22 protein-coding genes are annotated in these 22,760 nt (G+C 72.2%); 15 read left to right on the forward strand and 7 right to left on the reverse strand.

Annotated elements, in window-relative coordinates; all coding sequences use genetic code 11:
• Positions 1-15: 15 nt before the first annotated feature.
• Positions 16-1,188 carry an exonuclease SbcCD subunit D gene (locus ACZ6R9_RS11205; RefSeq protein WP_465537896.1) on the reverse strand — a complete coding sequence of 391 codons (1,173 nt, stop codon included), beginning with the start codon at positions 1,186-1,188 and terminating at the stop codon, positions 16-18.
• A gap of 227 nt (positions 1,189-1,415) precedes the next feature.
• Here ACZ6R9_RS11205 and ACZ6R9_RS11210 point away from each other — a divergent pair, with 227 nt between their 5' ends.
• Entirely contained in the window at positions 1,416-2,009 is a 594-nt protein-coding gene (locus ACZ6R9_RS11210) for a hypothetical protein (protein WP_465537898.1), read from the forward strand.
• 88 nt (positions 2,010-2,097) lie between these two features.
• Entirely contained in the window at positions 2,098-2,706 is a 609-nt protein-coding gene (locus tag ACZ6R9_RS11215) for a TIGR03086 family metal-binding protein (protein WP_465537900.1), read from the forward strand.
• A gap of 87 nt (positions 2,707-2,793) precedes the next feature.
• On the opposite strand, the gene ACZ6R9_RS11220 is transcribed toward ACZ6R9_RS11215, so the two are convergent.
• Positions 2,794-2,925 (reverse strand): hypothetical protein, encoded by a 132-nt coding sequence (locus ACZ6R9_RS11220; protein WP_380484674.1) that lies wholly within the window; start codon positions 2,923-2,925, stop codon positions 2,794-2,796.
• Positions 2,926-3,880: 955 nt separating this feature from the next.
• Here ACZ6R9_RS11220 and ACZ6R9_RS11225 point away from each other — a divergent pair.
• The gene (locus ACZ6R9_RS11225; RefSeq protein ID WP_465537902.1) at positions 3,881-4,678 is read left to right on the forward strand and encodes an SGNH/GDSL hydrolase family protein; all 798 of its coding nucleotides are present in this window, start codon (positions 3,881-3,883) and stop codon (positions 4,676-4,678) included.
• Positions 4,679-4,814: 136 nt separating this feature from the next.
• On the opposite strand, the gene ACZ6R9_RS11230 is transcribed toward ACZ6R9_RS11225, so the two are convergent.
• Together ACZ6R9_RS11230 and ACZ6R9_RS11235 are read right to left on the reverse strand one after the other, a co-directional pair.
• Positions 4,815-5,945 (reverse strand): polysaccharide deacetylase family protein, encoded by a 1,131-nt coding sequence (locus ACZ6R9_RS11230; RefSeq protein WP_380484678.1) that lies wholly within the window; start codon positions 5,943-5,945, stop codon positions 4,815-4,817.
• A gap of 196 nt (positions 5,946-6,141) precedes the next feature.
• On the reverse strand, positions 6,142-7,965 hold the full coding sequence (locus tag ACZ6R9_RS11235; RefSeq protein WP_380484680.1) for an AMP-dependent synthetase/ligase: 1,824 nt from the start codon (positions 7,963-7,965) through the stop codon (positions 6,142-6,144).
• Positions 7,966-8,303: 338 nt separating this feature from the next.
• On the opposite strand from ACZ6R9_RS11235, the gene ACZ6R9_RS11240 reads away from it, so the two are divergent.
• From ACZ6R9_RS11240 to ACZ6R9_RS11270, 7 genes are all read left to right on the forward strand, one after another.
• Complete coding sequence (locus ACZ6R9_RS11240) at positions 8,304-10,919, forward strand: sensor histidine kinase (RefSeq protein ID WP_465537905.1); 2,616 nt, start codon at positions 8,304-8,306, stop codon at positions 10,917-10,919.
• Positions 10,916-11,335: a roadblock/LC7 domain-containing protein gene (locus ACZ6R9_RS11245; protein WP_380484683.1), complete on the forward strand. Its 420-nt coding sequence runs from the start codon at positions 10,916-10,918 to the stop codon at positions 11,333-11,335. Before ACZ6R9_RS11240 ends, ACZ6R9_RS11245 begins: the two co-directional genes overlap by 4 nt.
• A 7-nt stretch (positions 11,336-11,342) precedes the next feature.
• Entirely contained in the window at positions 11,343-11,852 is a 510-nt protein-coding gene (locus ACZ6R9_RS11250; protein ID WP_380484685.1) for a DUF742 domain-containing protein, read from the forward strand.
• A complete protein-coding gene (locus ACZ6R9_RS11255; protein WP_380484687.1) occupies positions 11,833-12,441 on the forward strand; it encodes a GTP-binding protein in 609 nt (202 codons plus the stop codon). The genes ACZ6R9_RS11250 and ACZ6R9_RS11255 overlap by 20 nt, the downstream gene beginning before the upstream one ends.
• Before the next feature lie 546 nt (positions 12,442-12,987).
• The gene (locus ACZ6R9_RS11260; RefSeq protein WP_465537908.1) at positions 12,988-13,632 is read left to right on the forward strand and encodes a winged helix-turn-helix domain-containing protein; all 645 of its coding nucleotides are present in this window, start codon (positions 12,988-12,990) and stop codon (positions 13,630-13,632) included.
• A gap of 139 nt (positions 13,633-13,771) precedes the next feature.
• Positions 13,772-14,212 (forward strand): VOC family protein, encoded by a 441-nt coding sequence (locus ACZ6R9_RS11265; protein ID WP_465537910.1) that lies wholly within the window; start codon positions 13,772-13,774, stop codon positions 14,210-14,212.
• A gap of 44 nt (positions 14,213-14,256) precedes the next feature.
• Positions 14,257-14,916: a hypothetical protein gene (locus ACZ6R9_RS11270; protein WP_380484691.1), complete on the forward strand. Its 660-nt coding sequence runs from the start codon at positions 14,257-14,259 to the stop codon at positions 14,914-14,916.
• A 141-nt stretch (positions 14,917-15,057) separates the two neighbouring features.
• Here ACZ6R9_RS11270 and ACZ6R9_RS11275 read toward each other — a convergent pair whose 3' ends face one another.
• Complete coding sequence (locus ACZ6R9_RS11275; RefSeq protein ID WP_465537913.1) at positions 15,058-16,314, reverse strand: esterase/lipase family protein; 1,257 nt, start codon at positions 16,312-16,314, stop codon at positions 15,058-15,060.
• A gap of 189 nt (positions 16,315-16,503) precedes the next feature.
• Entirely contained in the window at positions 16,504-17,397 is an 894-nt protein-coding gene (locus ACZ6R9_RS11280) for an NAD(P)-dependent oxidoreductase (protein ID WP_465537915.1), read from the reverse strand.
• An 84-nt stretch (positions 17,398-17,481) separates the two neighbouring features.
• On the opposite strand from ACZ6R9_RS11280, the gene ACZ6R9_RS11285 reads away from it, so the two are divergent.
• The gene (locus ACZ6R9_RS11285) at positions 17,482-17,901 is read left to right on the forward strand and encodes a winged helix-turn-helix transcriptional regulator (protein WP_380484698.1); all 420 of its coding nucleotides are present in this window, start codon (positions 17,482-17,484) and stop codon (positions 17,899-17,901) included.
• A gap of 56 nt (positions 17,902-17,957) precedes the next feature.
• On the opposite strand, the gene ACZ6R9_RS11290 is transcribed toward ACZ6R9_RS11285, so the two are convergent.
• Positions 17,958-18,731, reverse strand: a complete 774-nt coding sequence (locus tag ACZ6R9_RS11290) for an IclR family transcriptional regulator (protein ID WP_380484700.1) — start codon at positions 18,729-18,731, stop codon at positions 17,958-17,960.
• A 360-nt stretch (positions 18,732-19,091) separates the two neighbouring features.
• Between ACZ6R9_RS11290 and ACZ6R9_RS11295 the strand changes: the two genes are divergently transcribed.
• The 4 genes from ACZ6R9_RS11295 to ACZ6R9_RS11310 are packed head-to-tail and all read left to right on the forward strand — an operon-like array spanning position 19,092 to position 22,750.
• Positions 19,092-20,102: an ABC transporter substrate-binding protein gene (locus ACZ6R9_RS11295; protein ID WP_465537918.1), complete on the forward strand. Its 1,011-nt coding sequence runs from the start codon at positions 19,092-19,094 to the stop codon at positions 20,100-20,102.
• A gap of 49 nt (positions 20,103-20,151) precedes the next feature.
• Entirely contained in the window at positions 20,152-21,180 is a 1,029-nt protein-coding gene (locus ACZ6R9_RS11300; protein ID WP_465537920.1) for an NrtA/SsuA/CpmA family ABC transporter substrate-binding protein, read from the forward strand.
• Positions 21,177-22,034, forward strand: coding sequence for an ABC transporter permease (locus ACZ6R9_RS11305; protein ID WP_465537922.1), 858 nt, complete (start codon positions 21,177-21,179; stop codon positions 22,032-22,034). Before ACZ6R9_RS11300 ends, ACZ6R9_RS11305 begins: the two co-directional genes overlap by 4 nt.
• Positions 22,031-22,750 carry an ABC transporter ATP-binding protein gene (locus tag ACZ6R9_RS11310; RefSeq protein WP_465537924.1) on the forward strand — a complete coding sequence of 240 codons (720 nt, stop codon included), beginning with the start codon at positions 22,031-22,033 and terminating at the stop codon, positions 22,748-22,750. Before ACZ6R9_RS11305 ends, ACZ6R9_RS11310 begins: the two co-directional genes overlap by 4 nt.
• Positions 22,751-22,760: the final 10 nt, after the last annotated feature.

The following is a 22,760-nucleotide window of genomic DNA, read 5'->3' on the forward strand; positions in this document are numbered from 1 at the left end:
TCCCCTTCGAGCGGTTCATCGGCCGTTCTCCTCGGCGCGGTCGGCGGCCGTGCGGCGCACCGACTCCAGGCCCTCCAGTAGCCATGCCTGCTCGGTGTCGTCCAACTCCCGCCCCGGGCGGACATGGGCGACGAAGCCCTCCACCACCTCCTGGTCGCTGCGCCCGCTGACCCGCTGCGCGTACGACTGCGCCGCGGCCTGCTCGCCGCCCTCGGGGTCGAACAGCAACTGCAGGGTGTGCGGGAAACGGACCCGCAGCCGCTCCATCGGATCGACCGGCCGGACCGGGTCGGTCAGCGTGGCCTGCACCCAGGCGCCCTCGGCCCACTCGTGCTCGTCGGCGGTGAGCAGCTCGTCCAGGCGGCCGCGCAGTTGGGCCAGGGGCCGGGGCTGCGGACAGAAGATCCGGGTGGCCTCGACGGCACCCTCCGCGTCCAGCTCGACCAGCCACATCGACTTGCGGTGGTTCGTCTCGGAGAACGAATAGGCGAGCGGGGAACCCGAGTAGCGCAGATGCGGGGCGAGGGTCTGGCAGCCGTGCAGGTGCCCGAGGGCCACGTAGTGCACCCCGTCGAACACCCCGGCCGGCACCGACTGCACGCCGCCCACCGCGATGTCCCGCTCACTGTCGCTCGGCGTGCCGCCCGTCACGAACGCGTGCGCCAGCACCACGCCCCGGGTGCCCGCCGGACGCGCGGCGAGGTCGGCCCGGACGGCGTCCATCGCCGCCGCCAGCACCTGCTCGTGCCCGCCCTTCGCCAGCCCCAGCCGCTCCCGCACCAACGCGGGCTCCAGGTACGGCAACCCGTACACCGCGACCGGCCCGTGCCCGTCGGCCAGCAGCACCGGCTCGGCGAGCGCGGCCGGATCGGTGCGCAGGTGTATGCCGGCCCGCTCGATCAGCCGGGAGGCGACACCCAGGCGGCGCGCCGAATCGTGGTTGCCGCTGATGAAGACGGTCGGGATGTTCCGCTCGGCCAGCCGCCACAGCACGTCGTCGAACAGCGCGACGGCCTCCAGCCCCGGCAGCGCCCGGTCGTACACGTCACCCGCCACCAGCACCGCGTCCACCCGCTCGGCGACGGCGGTGGCCACCAGATGGTCGAGGAACGCGCGCTGCGCCTCGTGCAGGTTCTCGCGGTGGAACGACCGGCCCAGGTGCCAGTCCGAGGTGTGCAGCAGCCTCACGCCGAAGCTCCCCGCAGCATGTCTGTCACTCCTCGTCGCTTTCCTGTGGTTCGGCCGGTACCGAGTATCACAGGTACGGGTGACAGGCCGGGATCGGAGAGGCGGCAGAGGCCGGTGGGACAGGTGGGACGGTGACCCGACCGGCGGCCGGGGCTGTTCATCGGTCGGGTGTTCGGGGAAGATCATCGGGTGGCGAAGGTGGCCGCCCGGAGTGCGGAGGGAGTGGCATGGGCATCGAGTACAGCCCGGAGATCTCCGAACTGCTCGGGCTGGTCCGGCGCCGACCGAATGCCGGGTGGCCCTGGCACCCGGGCGTCGCGGTGCCGGAAGGGCTGCCGGTGAAGCAGTCCTGGGGCTGGCTGTTCGCCCCCGACGGCCGGGTGCTCACGCTGGTCAACCCGCGCGACGGCATCGTCAGTCTGCCCGGCGGCTCGCTGGAGGTGGAGGACGCGGGCGACCCGGGGGCGACGCTGGCCCGGGAGGCGGGGGAGGAGGCCCAGGCGAGGATCGGACCGCCGGTGTACCTCGGCTACCTGTACGACCGGGTCGGCTCGGCGAACGGCGGCCACGAGTGCGCCCGGGTCCGGATGGCCGCGGCGCTGTACGGCGCGGGCCCGTCCGCGCCCGACCCGGCCTCCGGCCGCCACTACCGGCGCCTGCTGGTCGCCCCCGGCCTGGCCGTCGAGCTCCTCGGCTGGGGCGCGGCCGGCCTGCAGCAGGCCCGTGCGGCGGTGGCGGCGGCGGTCGCGGTGCTGGGGGTTCCGGGGTCGGCGAACGAGACGATCGAGGAACTGCCGCTCGGGGGCTGCCGGTTGCGCTGAGCGGGCCGGCGCCCGGCGGGTCGGTGTGATGTGTCAACTGGTTTTGCTGCCAACCGAGTTGGCGGACTCGCCGGGTAGCATCCGCGACATGACGGATATTCAGGAGTTCGACGCACGCGCACTGAAGGTCACCCGGGCCGTCGTCGACCGCGTCGCGGCCGACCGGCTCGATCGCCCGACCCCGTGCGGGGACTGGACACTCGGGCAGCTTCTCGCGCACATGACGGGGCAGAACCACGGCTTCGCGTTCGCGGCAGGCGGTGAGCTGCACGGGCGCGAGGTCTGGCGCGACCGCCCGGTCGGCGGCGATCCGGCCGGGGCGTTCGCCGCGTCGGCGGTGGCAGTGACCTCTGCGTTCGGCGAGGAGGGCGTGCTGGAGCGGGAGTTCTGGCTTCCGGAGGTGCGCGGCGGGCAGTGGTTCCCGGCCGTTCAGGCGATCGGCTTCCACTTGGTGGACTACGTGGTGCACGGCTGGGACGTCGCCGCCACTCTCGGGGTCGGGATCGAGTTCGACGCGGACGTGCTGGCGGCCGCACTGGCGGTCGCCGAGCAGGTTCCCACCGGGGCCGCCCGCGAGGGGGAGGGCGCCGCGTTCGCGCCCGCGCTGGACGTGCCGGCCGGGGCCGAGGTGCTGGACCGGATCCTGCTGCTGCTCGGTCGCGACCCGAGCTGGTCCGCGCCGGGGCTCACCGGCTGACGGGTGTTCAGGGCGCGGTGGGCCGGTGCCGCCCCCACGGGGGTGGGGCGGCACCGGCTCGTCGGTCGGGGCGTGGAGTGGTTCGGGTCAGCGGGTGCCGGTGATCCGCTTCCGGCCGACGAGGACGATGCCGTCGTTGGTGGTGACGACGCTGCTGGCCGGGGTGCTGCCAGTCATGCCGAGGGTGGCCTTGGCCGCATGACGAATGGTCCTGTTCATGATTACTCCCTTGCCCGAAATGCCCACCGCGCCGGTCGGTGACGAGCGCGGCCAAAACTGGTCGTCGGGCGGGAAGAAAGCCGGTTGTCGGCGGTGATCCACCTCGCGCTGTCGGGGTTTCCCCGCGTTCGGTGCGGCTTGCCGCCGTGTTGTGCGGAATTTACGCGCGTATATGTCGGAATCCCGGGCATGGGCCGCGCGACCGGGGCCGTTGTGTGGCGTGGATCACATCCCGCGAGTGGTTCGGTCGGAGCAAGGGGGGGATCGCGCGCGGGAGTTGGGGCAGGTATGGCGGCAATGTGTGCGAAGCGGGGAGTCGCAGGGGCGGGCTTGTCCGGAATTCTGCTTCCGATCGCTTTCGGCTGGTTCGAGGGTCTCCTCCGGGGCGGGGGAGCTGTTCGATCCGGAGCTGCGTTTCCGGGTGGCGGGGTCGGTTTCCGGAGTCGCCGGCGATCGAATTGTCGAGGCGCGGAATTTCCGGGAATTCCGGTGGGAATTTGCGAATTCTGCGGCGGGTGAGTAGGTGGACTTCGCCGGATGGACGATTGCGGACGGTGACGAATTGGCCCCGGGGTCGGGGGCGGCGCTCGTCGGCGTCGTCCGTCGGTGACCGGTCCGGCCAGGGCACTCTTCGTGGCGGTGGAGGGTGGGGCGGGCGGGGAGGTGTTGTGCGCCGGTGCGGTGCCCCGGCAGCCGGGTACGCAGTGTCACGACCCCGTCGCGTACGGAGATGGGGCGTGAGTTGACGGTGCGTCAGGTGAAAAATTGGGCGATCGGACGTTCGGGAGGGGGCTGGAGGGAATTTCCGCAGCCCAGGTCAGGGGTGGGTCTTCGCGCGTAGCGAGTTCTGGGTGTCCGTTGGATGAGAGTTCGTCAAATTCTTTGGCATGACCGCTTCCCCCCGAGGCTACTGGCTGGTATCCAATGTGTGGCCTGCGTCACCCATGGAGGAAACATGACTAGAGTCCGTGCCGTCACCGTCGCTCTCACCGCGGCGGCCCTGTCCATCACCACCCTTGCCGCCGCCACCCAGGCGAGCGCCGCCGGCGTCAACTACGTGGCGCTGGGCGACTCGTACTCGGCCGGTGTCGGATCGGGCAGCTACACCAGCGAGAGCGGCAGCTGCAGTCGCAGCACCAACGCCTACCCGTACCTGTGGAAGAACGCGCACGCCCCGACCTCGTTCAAGTTCGTGGCCTGCTCGGGTGCGACGACCGATGACGTGCTCGCCAACCAGATCAGCTCGCTGAGCTCCTCGACCAGCCTGATCTCGATCACCATCGGCGGCAACGACGCGGGCTTCGCCTCGACCATGCAGACCTGCGTGCTGAGCAGCGACGCCTCGTGCCTGAGCGCGGTGAACACGGCGAAGAGCTACGCCAACAACACGCTGCCGGGCAAGCTCTCCAACCTGTACGCGCAGATCAAGGCCAAGGCGCCCAACGCGCATGTGGTGGTGCTGGGTTACCCGCACCTGTACCAGGTGCCGGGCAGTTGCATCCTCGGCATCTCGGACACCAAGCGGACCGCGATCAACAGCGCGGCGGACACCCTGGACACGGTGATCTCCAAGCAGGTGACGGCGGCCGGCTTCACCTTCAAGGACGTCCGGTCGATCTTCTCCGGCCACGAGATCTGCGGTTCCTCGTCCCAGTGGCTGAACAGCACCACGCTGCCGATCAGCGACAGCTACCACCCGAACTCCTCGGGCCAGGCGTACGGCTACCTGCCGAGCTTCTCCGCGGGCGCCTGATCCTCGGAGCGGGTGAGTGGGGCGTCCGTGCGGGACGCGTGAGCCGGTGTCCGGGCCCATGGGAGGGGCCCGGACACCGGTGTTCGTGGACCGCCACGGACTGACGATACGTCAGCCTTATGTTCGCGGTGCCGGTTCAGTGCAGGTGGTCGGTGAGTGCGGCGGGCGTCAGGCCGGCCGCGCGGGCCGCGTCCAGGGCGCGCCGGAGGTCGCTCGCCAGGGTGTCGGTGAAGTGCAGGATGATCACGTCGCCGGGCTGGAGCGGGCCGCCGTGGTAGACGTTCGCGGCGCCGGAGGTGAAGTCGGCGGTGGCGGTCAGCAGGTACCTGATGCCGCAGTTCGCGGCGGCCTGCCGGGAGTTGGCGTCGAAGGCGAAGAACGGCGGCCGGAGGATGGTCGGCGTGGTGCCGTAGCGGGCGGCGACCGTGTCGCGGGCGTCGCAGATCTCGGCCTGCTGCTCGGCGAGCGACAGGGTTGTCAGGTCCCGGTGCGAGACGGTGTGGTCCTGGAGGGAGGAGCCGGGCGCCGCGGTGATCCGGCTGAAGTAGTCCGGTTCGAAGCCCTCCGGCATGGGCAGTGGGAACGCGGTGACCGGCAGCTTGTGGTCGGCGATCAGCTGCGCGGCCTCGGGGGTGCGGAACCAGCCGTCGTCGATGGTCAGGAAGACCACCTTGTCCGAGGTCGGCGCGTTCCAGGTGGCGTACGCGGGGGCCGGGGTGTCGCCGGTGACGCTGACGTCGTCCACCGTGATCGGGCCCCGGCCGTACCAGCCGTGCGCGTACAGCTGCACGGAGGTGGTGGTGGCGCCGGTGGTGAAGGTGGTGGACAGCTGCTGCCAGCCGCTGCCGGTGGACGCCGTCCAGGCCGGCGGGACGTCGTGGCCGGTGCCGGTGGCGCCGATGAAGGCGTACGAGCCGTGCACCCAGGCCCGGTACGTGTAGCTGGTGTTGGGGCGCACCGCGAGGGTCTGGACGCACTGGCCGGTGGAGTCGGCGGAGGCCGGGGTGATGGCCAGCGCGGAGCTGCCGGTGCGGGCCGCGGTGGTGACGGCGCCCTCGCCGGTGGCGCAGTGCCAGCCGGGGATCGAGCCCCAGTCGGCGAGTGGGAGGGTGGGGATCTCGAACCCGGGGTTGGTGGCGAGATTGACCGTGGGGGCCTCGGCGGCCGCCGCCCGGGCGTCGGCGTGCGCGGCCGGGGCGGTGGCGAGGGCGGCCAGCACGGTGGCGGCGACAGCCGTCGCGAGACGGCGGCGTGCGGAACTGGGCACGGATCAACTCCAGTGTGGGGGAGGAGAGAAGACGTGACTCCCGGAGGGGGCGGGGGTCGGTCGCGGCCCTGCCGCACCGGGCCAGGTGCACACAATGGACTGGACCAATCCTGGCGGTCAAGGGGGACGTCGGAGATCGGTCAACGTTCGTTGGGCCCCGTCAGGTGATGGTCCGTCAGCGTCCGGAAGAGGACGGTCAGCCGGCGTACAGCTCGTCGAGGTCCCGGGCGTAGCGTTCCGCCACGGCTGCTCGGCGGATCTTCAGCGAGGGCGTCAACAGGCCCTCCTCCAGGGTGAATTCGCGTGGCAGCAGCCGGAAGGCGCGGATCGACTCGGCGCGCGAGACGGTGGTGTTGGCGGCGGCCACGGCCCGCTGCACCTCCTGGTGCAGCTCCTGGTCGGTGAGCGCCGCCGGAATGTCCAGCTGCGGGCGGCCGCGGGACTTGAGCCAGTGCGTGAGGGCCACCGCGTCGAGGGTGATCAGGGCCGCCAGGTACGGCCGGTTGTCGCCCACCACGAGGCACTGGGCGATCAGCGGGTGCGCCCGGACGCGCTCCTCCAGGATCGCGGGGGCGAGGTTCTTGCCGCTGGAGGTGACGATCACCTCCTTCTTGCGGCCGGTCAGCGTCAGGTAGCCGTCCTCGTCCAGCGAACCGAGGTCGCCGGTGGCCAACCAGCCGCCGTGCAGCGCTTCCTGGGTGCAGCGCGGGTGGTTGAGGTAGCCGGAGAACACGCCGGGGCCGCGCACCCACACCTCGCCGTCCTCGGCGATCGCCACCGCCGCGCCCGGTATCGGGCGGCCGACGGTGCCGAACCTGGGCCGGTCCGGCGGATTGGCGGTGATCGCGGCGGAGCTCTCGGTCAGGCCGTAGCCCTCGTACACCGTCATGCCCGCGCCGGCGAAGAACAGCGCCAACTCCCGTCCCAGCGTGGACCCGCCGGAGATCACGGCCCGCACCCGGCCGCCGAGCACGGCCCGCACCCGCTGGTACACCAGGCGCTCGTACGCGGCGTGCCGCAGCCGCAGCGCGGGGGACGGGCCGGGGCCCTTGCGGTGCGCCCGGCGCTCCCAGGCGGTCGCCCACTCGATCGCGACCTGCTCGGCCTGCAGGAAGGTCTCCAGCCGGCCGGACGCCTCGGCGGCCTCCCGGGCCCGGCGGTGGATCTTCTCGAAGACGTACGGCACCGCGTGCAGGAAGGTCGGCCGGAAGGCCGCCAGGGCCGGCAGCAGGCTGTCCGCGGCCAGCTTGGCGTGATGGCCGATCCGGATGCCGCCGCGGATCGCCGCGATCTGGGCGAGCCGGCCGTACACGTGCGCCAGCGGCAGGAACAGCAAGGTGGCGGCCTGGTCGCCGCCGGTGTCGTCGAACACCTCCGCCCAGCCGTGCAGTACCGCGTCCGCGACCGCCGCGAAGTTGCCGTGGGTCAGCAGACAGCCCTTCGGGCGGCCGGTGGTGCCCGAGGTGTAGATGACGCTGGCCAGGGAATCCGGCGTCACCCCGACCCGCTGACGGTGCACCAGGGCGTCCGGCACCCCCTGTCCGTCCGCCGTCAACTGCTCCACGCAGCCCCGGTCGAGCTGCCAGATGCCGGTCAGGGCCGGCAGCGCGTCGCAGACCGCGCCGACCGTCATCGCCTGGTCCTCGTCCTCGACCACGCAGGCCACCGCGGAGGTCTCGGCCAGGATCCAGCGCACCTGTTCGGGCGCCGCCGTCGGGTACACCGGTACCGGGATCGCGCCGACCGACCAGAGCGCGTAGTCGAACAGCGTCCACTCGTAGCGGGTGGAGGACATCACCGCGACCCGGTCGCCGTAGCGCACGCCGCGGGTGAGCAGGCCCCGGGCCAGGGCCAGCACCTCGTCGCGGAACTGAGCGGCCGTCACCGGCTGCCAGGCGCCGTCCGCCCAGCGGGACAACTGCACCAGCCGCGGTTCGCGCTCGGCCCGGTCGAACACCGAGTCGGCCAGCCCGCCGGTCACGGCCGAGCTGCCGAGCGCGGGGCTGCTGATCTCTCGCACGGTACCCCCGTTCCGCCGATCCCCGCCCCCGGTCGCACCGGCGGAGGGCGGCATCGGCGAAGCTACCCGATCGACGCGGCGCTGCCCAGAGTCACCGCCCGGCGACACCCCGCACCGGGCACAGTGCCGCAGGTCGGGGCACTGAAGGGCGCGGGCGCGGAAATTAAAGGACGATACGGACACCACACGATCACGATGCAAATTCACCCTACGAACGGACGGTCAGTAAGTAGTAGGCTCGCGGCTCTCGCACCCCTCCGTACCTCTTGACGCCCACCCCTGCCCCCGGCCGCTCGTGCCCGGCGACCACACCGACCGAGGACCACCAGAGGACCCACATGCGCCTGCGCCGCAGCTCGATCCGCGCGAGGATCATCGCGCTGCTCCTGGTGCCCATCGTGGCGCTCGGCGGCCTGTGGGCCTACTCCACACTGATCACCACCAGCGGCGTGTGGAGCCAACTCGACCTCAGCACCACCTACAAGAGCTTCGGCGACCCCGCCGACCAGTACGTCGAAGACCTGAGCATCGAACGCACCGCCGCCGTGCTGCACCTCGCCGACCCCACGAGCAAGGCCTACGCCGACTCCTACCTCAAGTCCCAGACCGTCACCGACCGGGACCTGCAACTGCTGCTCTACCAGGCAGGCAGCCGCGACGCCGAAAAGCTCACCGGCGACCAGCGCGCCCGCCTCCGCGACCTCATCTCGGCCGCCGACGAACTCGCCGCCGTCCGCAGCCAGATCCGCCAGCACCAATCCAGCTGGGACGGCGCACTCAAGGACTACAGCGGCCTGATCGGCCCGGTCTTCGCCTTCCGGTCCTCCTTCGTCGCCAAGGAGAGCGGCGCCCTGCCCCGCCAGGGCACCCTCCTGGTCGAACTCAGCCGGGCCACCGACTACCTGGCCCAGGAGACCGCCGCGATGCGCGCCCTGCGGGCCGGCAGCACCGCCACCGCCGCCGACACCCGCAAACAGCAGGTCGCCCTGGACGCCATGCACGCCCAGCAGACCCTGTTCCGGGTCTACGTCGCCGAACTCGACCCGCAGGACGAACACGACTACACCGAACTGCGCAACAGCGAGGCCTGGCGGGCCCTCACCCTCGCCGAAACCGGCTTCGACAACGCCACCGACCGGGGCGCCGAAGTCCGCGGCGGCCCCGTCGACAACTGGGGCGACAACGCCGACCGGGTCCTCGCCGACATCGCCGCCATGAACGCCCGCCTGGTCGCCAAGACCGGCGACCAGGCCCACGCCTACGCCGTCAACTCCCTGCTGCGCGGCGCCATCGCCGGCCTGGTCGGCCTGCTCGCCGTGGTGCTGTCCATCGCCGTCTCCTACCGCATCGGCCGCCGCCTGGTGCGCGAACTCATCGGCCTGCGCAACGCCGCCGCCGACCTGTCCACCAACCGGCTGCCCTCCGTGATGCTCCGGCTGCGCCGCGGCGAAGAGGTCGACGTGATCGCCGAAGTCCCCCAACTCGACTTCGGCGCCGGAGAGATCGGCCAGGTCGGCCGCGCCTTCAACGAGGTGCAGCGGGTCGCCGTCGAAGCCGCCGTCGAACAGGCCGAACTGCGCCGCGGCGTCTCCGCCGTCTTCGTCAACCTGGCCCGCCGCTCCCAGGTGCTGCTGCACCGCCAGCTCACCCTGCTCGACACCATGGAACGCCGCACCGAGAACCCGCGCGAACTGGAAGACCTGTTCCGGCTCGACCACCTCACCACCCGCATGCGCCGCCACGCCGAAGGCCTGATCATCCTCTCCGGCGGCTCGCCCGGCCGCGCCTGGCGCAAGCCGGTCCGGATGGTGGACGTGGTGCGCGCCGCCGTCGGCGAGGTCGAGGACTACGCCCGGGTCATCGTCCGGCCGTTCCCCGGCACCGGGCTGCTCGGCTCCGCCGTCGCCGACGTCACCCACCTGATCGCCGAACTCGTCGAGAACGCCACGGTATTCTCCCCGCCGCAGACCCAGGTCACCGTCCAGGGCGAGGTGGTCGCGCACGGCTTCTGCCTGGAGATCGACGACCGTGGCCTCGGCCTGAACGAGCAACACCTCGGCGAGGTCAACCAACGCCTCGCCGTGGAGCAGGAGTTCGACCTCGCCGACACCGACCGGCTGGGCCTGTTCGTGGTCTCCCGGCTCGCCCGTCGGCACGGCATCCGGGTCCACCTGCGGCCCTCCCCGTACGGCGGCACCTCCGCCGTGGTGCTGATCCCGCGCGAACTCCTCGCCGACGCCGCGGAGATGGCCCCTGACGGAGCCCGCCCCGCCGACGACGCCACCCACCGCCGGGCCACCGGCACCCCCGAACCCGGCCGCGCGCACGCCGCCCCCGCGCACGCCGCCTCCGCGAAGGTGCTCGGCGGGCCGCGACCGTCCGCCGCCGACCCTTCGGCGAAGCCGGGAGGGCTGCCGCGACGGCGAACTCCCGGGCAGGGTGAGGTTACTGACGCTGCGTCAGGAACCGGGCGGCACCGGCGTACGGTCGATCCTGCTCCTGCGGAGGCGCCTGTCACGCCGTCCGCCGCGCCCGTCACGCCGCTCGCGCCGGTGGCCGGGGGGCTGCTGCCGCGCCGGGTCCGGCAGGCCAGCCTCGCGCCCCAACTGCGGGCCGGCGCCGGCCCCGAGAGTCCCGAACCGGCCCGCGAGCGCAGCCCCGAGGAGGCCCGCTCCGCGTTCGCCTCCTTCCAGCGCGGCTTCGCCCGCGGCCGCGGCGACCGGCTGCAGCCCGCCTCGCTGACCGTCGTGCGCTCCGAGCCCGACCCGGCCGGGCCCGGTGCCGAGCCGGCTCGGCCGGTCGCGCCGCCGTCCGGCCGACCGCCCCGGCTGCGGGTCGCGCTCCCCTCCGCGCCGGTGCCGCCCGCGCTGCCGGCCGCCCCCGTCCGCTCCGTCCCACCGGCGCACCAGCCGCCGGATGCACCGCCCGCACCAGCAGAAGGAACCGAATCATGACCGCAACAACTCCGCCGTCCGGGAGCCTCGACTGGCTCCTCAACGACCTGGTCGGCCGCGTCGCGACCCTTCGGCACGCGGTGATCCTGTCCAGCGACGGCCTGGCCACCGGCGTCTCCAGCGGCCTCGGCCGGGAGGACGCCGAGCACCTGGCCGCCGTCGCCGCCGGCTTCCACAGCCTCGCCAAGGGCGCCGGCCGGCACTTCCAGGTCGGCGGCGTCCGGCAGACCATGGTCGAACTGGACGAGGCCTTCCTGTTCATCACCGCCGCCGGTGACGGCAGCTGCCTGGCCGTGCTCAGCGACGCCGAATCCGATGTGGGCCAAATCGCCTACGAGATGGCACTGTTGGTGAAGCGCGTCGGCGAGCACCTGGCCGCCGAGCCGAGGACCGACACCACGCCGCCCGGGAGATGACCGATCAATGAGCGAGCCCGAGCCGACCGAGCCGACCGAGGCCACCGCCCCGGCCGGCCCCGGCGGTGAGACCGCGGACCAGACATCGGCCGACGACACGCCGATCGACCTGTTCGCGCCCCGCACGCCGGTGGACAACCGCTGGTTCGACGACGACGCCGGACCGATGGTCCGGCTGTTCTCGATGACCAGAGGACGCGCCCGGCCGGTCGACGACGGCCTGTTCGACCTGATCTCGCTGATCACCGCCGCCGGGCAGTACCTCGCTCCCGGCGGCGTCCCGGCCGACCTCCCGATCGGCCCGGAGCACCACGCCATCCTCCAGCTCTGCTGCGAAGAACCCCTCAGCGTCGCCGAGTTGGGTTCCTACACCGACCTGCCGGTCAGCGTGGTCCGGGTGCTGCTCGGCGACCTCCACGACGCCGACCTGATCAGCGTCACCCGACCCTTCCAGCTCGCCCAGCAACCGGACGAGCGACTGTTGCGAGACGTGATCAATGGCCTTCGTGCACTCTGACGCTTCGTCGATATCCGCGACCCGCAAGGCCCCCTGGGCCGCCAACGCGGTCAAGATCCTGATCGCCGGCGGCTTCGGCGCGGGCAAGACCACCCTGGTCGGCGCCGTCAGCGAGATCCGGCCGCTGCGCACCGAGGAGACGCTCAGCGAGCGCGGCCGCCCGATCGACGACACCGCCGGCGTCGAGGCCAAGCGCACCACCACCGTCGCCATGGACTTCGGCCGGATCGACCTCAAGCCCGGCCTCGCCCTCTACTTGTTCGGCACCCCCGGCCAGGACCGCTTCTGGTTCGTCTGGGACGAACTCGCCCGCGGCACCCTCGGCGCGGTCGTGCTCGCCGACACCCGGCGGCTCGCCGACTCCTTCCCCTCCGTCGACTACTTCGAGCAGCGCGACATCCCGTTCGTGGTCGCCGTCAACTGCTTCGAGGGCACCGAGGTGTACGCGCCCGAGGACGTCCGCGCCGCGCTCGACCTGCCGGAGAGCGTGCCGGTGCTGCTGTGCGACGCGCGGCGGCGGGAGGACGGCAAGGAGTTGCTCATCCGACTGGTCGAGCACGCCGCGGACCGGGTTGGGGTGCGACTGTAGTACTGGGCGCCTATTGGCGTTTTTGCAGGTCAGGGCGTCGGTGTCCGGATGGTGGATGGTTTCGGTCTTGGCCTGCGGACCAGTGGGTACAGTGGGTTGCCTTTCGGGCACCTGGCGTGGAAGTCTCGTATCCGGGCCCGCCGTTCGGTGCGGGTTCCTGACACGTACCGGGGGAGGAGCAGCGCCATGACCGCAGTGGCCCGCGCCTCCGCTCTCCCCGTGCTGACCGTCCGCCGGTACATCGACCACGGTCTGATCTACAGCGCCTGCTGTCGCTGACGCACCGTCACCACCCTTGCCGCATGGGCGTGGTGGCGGTTCTGTGCGTCCCCACCGACCCGTCGTGCTCCGGAGAAGCCGTCCTGTGAACCCTCGCGTTCTTCTCGAACCGTTCTGGCCCTCGCGCCAGGCCCACCACTTCGACCAGACCTGTCGGCGCGTACCCCGCGTCTCCCGCCCGCCGCACTGACCGACCCGTCAGCCCCGGCGCGCCGGAAGCGCAGACGACGACCACCCACCGACCGTCACGCGCGAAAGAGCCCTCGAATGTCCTACGCCGCCACTGCCGCCGCCACCGCGACCCCGCACCTGCGAGCGGTCCGCACCCTGTCGAACCACCCCCGCGACGCCGAGTACCGCCGGGTTGCTCCGGCCCCGGCCCCCATGACCCGGCCCGCGCCCGTCATCGCCCCCGAGAGCCTGCTGGCCGGCCTCAAGGACGGTGCCGCCGTCGTCGCCGCGCTGCCCCAATCCGTGCTGCCGCAGGGCCTGTTGGCGCAGCTCGGGGCCGGCGCGAACGCTCCGCTGGTCGGCTACCTGGTGCTGGTGCCCGCCGAGAAGGTCGCTCCCGTGCCGGTGGCTGTGCCGGCCGCCGCTCCGGTTCGGCCGTTCACCCGCCCTGCCGAGAGTGGCATCTCGGTGGACCTCGACCGCCGCAACGCGTACGTCGACGGTTCCCTGCTCGACCTCACGTACTTGGAGTTCGAGCTCCTGGCCCACCTCACCGAGCACCCCCACCGCGTCCACACCCGCGACCAACTCGTACACACCGTCTGGGGTTACGGCCACGTCGGCGACGGCCGCACCGTGGACGTGCACGTCGCGCGCCTGCGCCGCAAGCTCGGCGCCGCCTACCGCGACACGATCGTCACGGTCCGCCGGGTCGGCTACAAGTACGCGCCGGTGGCCTGACGCGCTGGTGCGTTCCTGCCGCGCCCCGGGGTGGGTCGCTGTCCCGGGGCGCGGGCGGTGCGCCCGGACTCCCGCCTACAATGCCGGGGTTCGCCGGAGTGCGGCCTCCGGCCGTCGAGATCACCTGATGAGGGGCCGTATGACCCGCCCGACCACCGGAATGCTGCACCATGTCGAGATCTGGGTACCCGATCTGGACCGCGCGGTCGCTTCCTTCGGCTGGCTGTTGGAAGGCCTGGGGTGGACGGTGTTCCAGAGCTGGAGCCGTGGCCGCAGCTGGCGGCTCGGGACGGCCTACCTGGTCCTCGAACAGTCGCCGGCACTCACCGCGGACCAGCACGACCGGTGCCGGCCCGGGTTGAATCACCTGGCGTTCCACGTCCAGGGGCGGGACGCGGTGGCGGAGTTGGCCGCCGAGGCCGCGCAGCACGGCTGGACCCTGATGTTCCCCGACCGTCACCCGCACGCCGGTGGCGAACAGACCTTTGCGGCCTACCTGGAGAACGCCGACGGGTTCGAGGTCGAGCTCGTCGCCGTCGAACCGGAACGGTCGGACTTCGGGATGGGCGAGGGGAGTTGAGGTCGGGTTCGGCCTCGCGGCGAGCCCGCCACTAGCCTGACCTGGTGGAACTCCTCGATCTCGACCCTGCTCAGTGGGCGCACCTCTGCAGCGGTCCCGACCACTACCCGGGTGGTGGGGTGGACATCCCCGAGGTGCTGCGCGGGCTGGCGGCCTCGACGGACCGCGCGGAGGCCCGCAGATGGGCCCACCGCCTGTTCGACCTGGTCTACCACGGCCACTCCGGCGGGTACTTGCTGCCGGCGGAGGCCGCGGTGCCGCACCTGATCCGGCTCGGGTCCTGCGGACCGGCCGGGGTGCGGGCGGTGGCGCTGGGGTTCCTGGTGGACCTCGGCACCGGCGGGTGGTCCTATGCGGAGAGCTGCCCGGGAAGTGAGGATCTCGCGTGCCGCACCTCCGCTGCGGTCCGGGCGGGACTGCCGGTGTACTACGCGCAGTTGGAGTCGCCCGAGGCGATGGTGCGCTCGGCGGCGTTCGTGCTGATCACCGTTCTGGAACACGAGGCCCTGCTGGAGCTCAGGGGCGATGCGCGCATCGCGGTGCAGACCGGGCCGCCGATCACGTCGGCGCGCTACCGGGCCATGGTCGAGCGGCTTCACGAGCAGGACTGGGATCCGATGGTTCGGCGGTACTTGGGGTTGGCGAAGGTGGATCCGCTGTTCGGCCAGGGCGAGGAGTACTTCGGGGTCGAGTACCTGTACTGAGTCCCGCACGGGTCCGGGATGGTGCGGGCCGTCCGTGCACGCGGCGACCGGCCCGTGCTGGACGGGAGCACGAGTCCGTGTTGGACGGGAGCACGAGGACGGGCGGGGGCACTGGGAAGCCCCCGCCCGCCCCTCGGGTGGTCACATGTTCGCGATCTCGTTCACGAGCCAGGAGCCGAGTTCCTCGGTCATGGTGGTGTGCCCCTCGTTGCGGCCGGCGCAGAGGAAGGCGTCGAGGGCGCTGTCGTCCCGAGTGACCGGGCGGTAGAGGGCCTGCTGGTCGCTGATGTCACCGGCGGCGACGGCGCTGATGGTGGGGATGAAGCAGGACGTGGTGATGATCTCCGGGTCGACCGCGTTGCCGAGCAGGGTCATCAGGAGGGCGGCCAGGCCGAAGCTGCCGGTGTCGCCCGCGGCGGACGGCAGGACGAACAGGCCGCCGGGGGCGCCGTCGATGTCGGGCAGGCCGTTGGTGCGGACGGCGACCGGCTGGCCGCCGGCCTTCTGGAGGCGGGCGACTTCGTGGTCGCCCTGGGCCTGGGTCTTGAGCCAGGTGTCGGTCAGGGTGTCGCCGTCGCACTTCGCGGCGGTGGTGCCGGGCTTGACGCCGTTGTCGGCGCCGGTGTCCACGCCGTTGGCGACACCGATCGTGCGGAGGGTTCGCGGCCAACCGCCGACCTTGTCGAGGGCCGTGAGGAAGGCCGTCCGCTCGGGCGCCTCGCCGGGGGTGCCGGTGAGCTTGTCGAGGTGCCAGCGGGCCATCTGCTTGGCGGCGGTGCTGTTGAGCAGACCGGAGAACTGGCGCAGCACCGGCCCGAGTTCGGGGGTGTCCCCCCAGTTCTCGGTGGCGAAGTGGGTGAACGCCTGGAGGGCGACGGGGAACCACGCGCCCTGGTGCGGGGTGTCGTAGGAGAGGTAGAGGGCGGTCTCGTGGTCGGGCATATTGGGGTCGTTCTCCATCTTCGCCAGCGCGTAGCGGGTGATCAGTCCGCCCATGCTGAATCCGCCCACGACCAGCTTCGACCGGCCGACCCGCTCGGCGAGGGCCCGGCGAATGCAGTCGATGGCGGTGTCGGCGTTGGCGGTGATCGACGCCGTCCGGTCGTTGTAACCGAGGATGATCACGTCGCGGCCGGTGGCGTGGAGTTCGGAGACGAAGCGGAAGTTGCCGTTCTCCTCCAGGCCGTTCCAGAGCTGGTCGAGGCTGCTCTTCCCGCCGGAGAAGCCGTCGGAGAGGATGACCGGCCGGACCAGCTGGCGGCGGTTCAGCGGGCTGTAGTACACCCAGGCCGTTCCGCCTTCGAGGGACCACTCCTCGTGCGGTTCCGGTGCGGCCGGAAGGGCGGAGCGGGCCCCGGGGGCAACCGGGCCGAACGTGTCAACGACGGGTGCGGACATGGGTAGTTGACTCCTTGTGAGGTCGCAGGCCCGCCGAGCGGCGGTTAATGAGGGACCTTATGGAGCGGGGCAGCACCAACACGGGCGGTGGGCACGTACGTTCACACGAACGTGGCCACTTTCGCCCGTGATGGTGTGGGGGCGCGTGAGCCTGGGCAGGGTGACTGCCTTCACGTGCCCCGTTGCTGGTCAGCGCGGCGGGCGGATGGCGTCGATGATGCGGGTCCAGTTGTCGCTGCCGTGGCCGTGGTCGAGCGCGTGCCGGTAGTGGGCCTGCACGGCGCGGGGGAGGGCGAGGTCGAGGCCGAGGGTGGTGCTGGTTTCGACGATGTGGTCGGCGGTGGCGCCCATCATGGTGACGGTGCTGAGGTGGCCGGGGTGTTCGCCGGCGTCGAGGGCCGTGCCGGGAGTCTCTTCGACGGCCCGCAGGATGGCACCGATCTGGTCGGCGGAGGCGAGCAGTTCGGGCAGGCCCTCGGCGGCCTTCATCCCGGCTGTCTCCAGCATCGCGGTGGCGTGCATCAGTGCGGACAAGGTGGTGAGGAACACGGCGAGTTGGGCCTGGTACATCATCTGGGCGAGGCCCAGGTCCGGGCCGAGGTACTTGGGTGTGCCGAGCAACTCCAGGACGGCGGTGTGGCGTTCCATCAGCTGCGGGTCGCCGCTGTAGTAGACGTGGGCGGCGGGCGTTCCGACCATCGGCGCGGGGACCATGACGCCGCCGGTGAGGAAGTCCGCGCCGTGCCCGGCCGCCCAGGAGGCCGCCGCGCGGGAGCGGTCGGGGGTGTCGGAGCTGAGGTTGACCAGCGTGCGGCCGGCGAGCGCGGCGGTGGAGTCGTCGAGGATGTCGTGCATGGCCCGGTAGTCGGTGAGGCTGAGGATCACCAGCTCGCTCGCCTCGACGGCTTCGGCGGGCGTCGCGGCGAGCGTCGCGCCGGCGGCGACGAGGTCGGTGGCGCGGGCGGGGGTGCGGTTCCAGACCGTGACGGGGTGGCCGGCGGCGAGGAGGGTGCGGGTCATGGCCTGGCCCATTGGGCCGAGGCCGATGACGGTGACTGCGCTGAGCTTCTGCTGTTCGTTCACCCCTCCATGCTCGGAGAGTGCCGTTAGTCTCGGAAGTACCCACTATTTTCTGCGGTACTTACCTTTTAGTAAGGGGGATCGGGGATGGCCAAGGCGCCCCGGCAGGGCCCGTACATCTGCGGCATCGACGCCGCGCTCGACGTGGTGAGCGGCAAGTGGAAGGGCCTGATCCTCTGGGAGCTCGACACCCACGGCGTGTGTCGCTTCGCCCAACTCCGGCGCGCGCTACCGGGGGTGAGCGAGAAGATGCTGACGCAGCACCTGCGCGAACTGGAGGAGGACGGGCTCGTCCACCGCGAGGTGTACGCGGAGGTGCCGCCGCGGGTCGAGTACTCGTTGACCGAGCAGGGGCGCACGCTCAACCAGGCGTTGCGGCCGCTCGGTGCGTGGGGCACGGAGCGGGTGCGCCGCGACGGCCTGGGGACGGTCGAGATTCCGGCGGAGCGTCAGCAGTGGCAGGAGATGTCCAGTACCACGACCTCCGGGTCCAGTGCGTCCACGTAGGCCTTGGCTTCGTAGAGGTGGCCGTCCGGTCAGCGCTCGTCGAGGTGGCCGTCCGGTCAGCGTTCGTCCGGGGGGAGGAGGAGGACGGCGAGGGCCCGGGCGCAGGTGCGGGCCTGGGTGAGGGCGTGGGGGAGCGTGTCGAGGGTGAGATGGGCGGGGGTGGAGCGGAGGGCGAGGGCGAAGCGGGCGGTGGGGGTGGAGTCGAGGACGGGGACGGCTAGGGTGCGGACACCGGGGGCGGACTCGCCGTCGTTGAGGGCGTAGCCGCGTTCGCGGGTGAGGGCGAGTTCGGCGTCGAGGGCGGCGGGGTCGGTGAGGGTGCGGTCGGTGTAGGCGGGGAGCCGGGCGGGGAGCGGGCTCTCGGCGGGGGAGGGCCAGGCCAGCAGCACCTTGCCGAGGGCGGTGGAGTGCAGCGGGCGGCGCAGGCCGAGGCCGGTGGAGGGCAGGACGGAGCCGCCGACCAGGATGACGGCGTGCGGGCCGGAGCGGATGGCGAGGTCGGCGGTGGCGCCGGTGCGGCGGGCGAGCTGGTCGAGTTCGGGGCCGGCCAGGTGCAAGCCGCGCTGGTGGAAGGTGAGTTGGCCGAGCTCGGCGACGGCGGGGCCGAGCCGGTAGCGGGCGGTGCGTTCGTCCTGGTCGAGGAAGCCGGTGACGACCATGGTGCGGGCCAGGCGGTGCGCGGTGGAGACGGACAGGCCCATTCTGCGGGCGAGTTCGGAGGCGCTGAGGTCGGGGCCGTTGTCGTGGAAGCAGTGCAGCAGGCCGAGTGCCCGGTGCACTGCCTGGGCGCCGGCCGGCGGTGACTGCAGGGTTCCGGGGCTGGCGGGCATCGCGCACCTCTTCGGGATTGGCTCATATGGGGTCAACTGCGGTGGGATTTCCAGGATATGGGCGTGATAGCCAACAGAGCATGTCGGCGGTGTTGCGGCGGTGCACCCTGTGTGAACAGCTGATCCCATGATCTGGCAACGCTTGATCCGCGCCCCGGCGTCGTGGAACGCTCGGTCCATCGGCGGACAGACCGCCACCGGCCCCGTCGGCCGGTCCAGCAGGAGGGAGCGCGCCGTGACGACCCACCGGCCGCGCCCCTGCTGTTGTCGCTGAGCGCTCCCCCGAACTCCCCCTTCCCGTCGCACTGTTCCCACTGTGTGGGATTTCTGTGCGTTTTCCCAGCATTCCGGAGCCCCGCCATGAGCCCCGTACCTTCCGTGCCCGGCGCACCCCCGTACCCCGACACCCTGTGGTTCACCCGCTGCCCGGTGCCCACCGCCACCGGTATCGCCGCCGACCGGGGCTGGCTGGCCGAGGAGTTCGCGGCCGACGGCATCGAGGTGCGTTCCCTGCAGGACGCCCCGCCCGAGGTCGCCGCCGACCACCACTACACGCACGCGCTGACCGCGCTGTTCCGCGAGGGCGGCAACGTGCCTGCGCTGTGGGCGCGTTCGCGTGGCGAGCGGACCCGGCTGATCGGCCTCACCTGGATCGAGGAGCGCCAGACCGTCCTGGTCCGGGAGGGCAGTGACATCCGCTGCGCCGAGCAGCTGCGGGGCGCCAGGCTTGCGGTGCCCCGGCACCCGATCGGTATCGACTTCTGGCGGGCGATGGCGCTGGCCGGCCACCGAGGCGCTCTCGAATCGGCTCAACTCGGCCTGGAAGACGTCGAGTTGACGGAGGTCGCGGCGGAGCCGGGCGGCGAGCAGTGGGCGGCCGAGCTGGCGGCGCTGCGGGACGGCCGGGTGGACGCGGTGTACGTGAAGGGCGCGCTGGCGGTGGAGGCTGCCCGCCGGTACGGCGCGGTGCCCGCCGTGGAGCTGGACGCGCTCGCCGACCGCCGCCACCGGATCAACAACGGCACCCCGCGGCCGATCACCGTGCACCAGCAACTACTGGACGAGCACCCCGAGTTGGTGGCCCGGTTCGTCGCTGTCCTGCTGCGGGCCGCCGACTGGGCGGCCGGGCGGCCGGCCGAGGTGGCGCGGATCCTCGGCGCGGAGACCGGCGCCGGACCGGACGGCGTCGCCGGGGCGTACGCCGGGGGCGGGCACCGCACCCTGCACCTGGACCTGTCCGCCGAGCGCCTCGACCTGCTCGCCCAGCAGGAGCGGTTCCTGCACGCCCACGGCTTCCTCGCCGACCGGGTGGACGTCCACGCCTGGGCCGACCCCGCCCCGCTGGCCGCCGCCCGCGCCCTCGTCCCCTGAAGCCCGTCCCTGACGCCCCCCACGCCCTGTGATCCAAGAGGAGAGACCCATGCGCAGCACCATCCCGCGCACAATCACCGCCACCGTCATCGCGGTCGCCGCCGCCCTCGTCCTCTCCGCCTGCGGCTCGTCCGGGCCCGGGGCCGATGGGAGCACCGACGGCAAGGGCGGCGAGGTGGCGCTCCGGGTGCCCGACCCGGGGAACTCCGGGTTCCTGGCGAAGGGGAAGAAGGACGGATCGCTGGACCGGGCGCTGGCGGCCGTGCACGCCAAGGTGGTGTGGACGGGCAGCGCCGGGCCGTTCGCCCCGGCCGCGCAGGCGCTGAACGCGGACCAACTGGACGTCGCCCAGGGCTCGATCACCTCGGCGATCGCCGCGCTCGCCCAGAAGCCCGGCTTCGAGCTGTTCGCGCAGATCGCGCCGGACGAGGCCGGCGAGGGCATCCTGGTGAAGAACGGCTCGCCGATCAAGGAGGTCAAGGACCTGATCGGCAAGAAGGTCGCGGTCTCCCGGGGCGGCACCTCCGAGTACCTGCTGCTGAAGGCGCTGGAGAAGAACGGCATCCCGGCCGACCAGGTGCAGCGGGTCTACCTGCGGGCCGACCAGACCTCCGGGGTGTTCAACTCCGGCCAGGTGGACGCCTGGGCGACCTGGGGGGCGTTCTCCATTCCGGCGATCGCCAACACCGGCGCGCACCTCCTGGTGGACGGCAAGGCCATCGGCAGCGACAACTACGCGGTGTGGGCGGTGCGTTCGCGCTTCGCCGAGCAGCACCCGGAGGTGGTGAAGGCGTTCTACGGCTACCTGCACAAGAACGGCGCCAAGGAGAAGGCCGACCCTGCCGCCTACCTGAACGTGTTCACCGACGCCGGCCCGACCGCCGTCAGCCCCGCCGAGCAGCAGATCGCCGTCGAGTTCGGCCGGCAGCGCGCCGTGGACTCGCCGATCACCGAGGCCGACAGCGCCCGCTTCGCCGTGGTTGCCGCGTTCTACGCCGACCAGGGCGTCACCAAGGCGAAGGTGGACGTCAAGCCCTATCTGATCAACATCAACTCCCTTGGTGGGGCCGCGAAATGAGCACCACCACCGCCACCACCGAACAGGCGCGGGCCGCCGGGCTGGTCGCACCGCGCGCCCGGACCACCGCCGATCGCCCGCGTGGCGTCTCGCTCGCCCTGCGCACCCTCGGCCCGCTCGGACTGCTCGCCGCCTGGCAGGTCTCCTCCGCGACCGGCGTGCTGACCCCGGACGTGCTCGCCTCGCCCGGCCAAGTCGTCCAGGCCGTCGGCGAGTTGTGGGGCAACGGGCAACTGACCGCCGCGCTGTCCACCTCGCTGGCCCGGGCCGCGCTCGGCCTGCTGTTCGGGGCGGGCGCCGGGCTGGTGCTCGGCGTGATCACCGGATTCTTCCGGCTGGGCGAGGAACTGCTCGACTCCGCCGTCCAAGTGCTGCGCACCGTCCCGTTCTTGGCGCTGGTGCCGCTGTTCATGGTGTGGTTCGGCATCACCGAGACGGCGAAGGTCGCGCTGATCGGCGTCGCCACTTCCTTCCCGATGTACGTCTCCGCCTCCGGCGGCGTGCGCAGCACCGACCGCAAACTCGTCGAGGCGATGCGCAGCTTCAGCCTGTCGCGCTTGGCGGTGGTCCGCGAGGTCGTGCTGCCCGGGGCGCTGCCCGCACTGCTGTCCGGACTGCGGCTGTCGATGACGCTCAGCGTGATCGCGCTGATCGCCGCCGAGGAGATCAACTCCACCGAGGGGATCGGCTACTTGATGGCCCAGGCGCAGAACTTCTCGCGCACCGACGTGCTCGCCGTGTGCATCCTGATCTACGGCCTGCTGGGCCTGGCCGCCGACGGTGCGGTGCGCGTCCTGGAGCGGCTGCTGATGCCGTGGCGTCCCGTCAACGGCCGGGCGGTGGTGGGGCGATGAGCACGCCCGCCGTTCATGTCCGGGGCCTGCGACGGGTGTTCGGCACCCGGACCGTCCTGGACGGCATCGACCTGGACATCGCCCGCGGTGAATTCCTCGCCCTGCTCGGCGCGTCCGGCACCGGCAAGACCACGCTGCTGCGCATCCTCGGCGCACTCGACCGGGCCGACGGCGGAACCGTTCTGGTGCCGCCGGCGCGGACGGTGGTCTTCCAGGAGCCGCGACTGATCCCGTCCAAGCGCGTCCTCGGCAACGTCACCGTCGGCCTGCCGCGCGGCGCCGCCACCCGGGAGACCGGCCGGCGGGCACTCGCCGAGGTCGGCCTCGCCGGACACGCCGACGCCTGGCCCAGCACCCTGTCCGGCGGCGAGGCGCAGCGCGCCGCGCTCGCCAGGGCCCTCGTGCGCGAACCCCAACTGCTGCTGCTGGACGAGCCGTTCGCCGCCCTGGACGCGCTCACCCGGCTGCGCATGCAGGACCTGGTCGGCGACCTGTGCCGCCGCCACCGCCCCGCCGTCCTGCTGGTCACCCACGACGTCGACGAGGCGATCCGCCTCGCCGACCGGGTGGCCGTGCTGCGCGACGGCGCACTGGTGCGGGACGAGACGGTGGCCGTCGAACAGCCCCGCGACCCCGCCGACCCCGCCTTCGCGGCGCTGCGCCGCGAGCTGCTCGCCGATCTCGGCGTGCACCAGGAGACCAAAGCCCACCACTGACTGACGCACC

The sequence above is a fragment of the Kitasatospora sp. NPDC048662 genome (assembly GCF_055587065.1).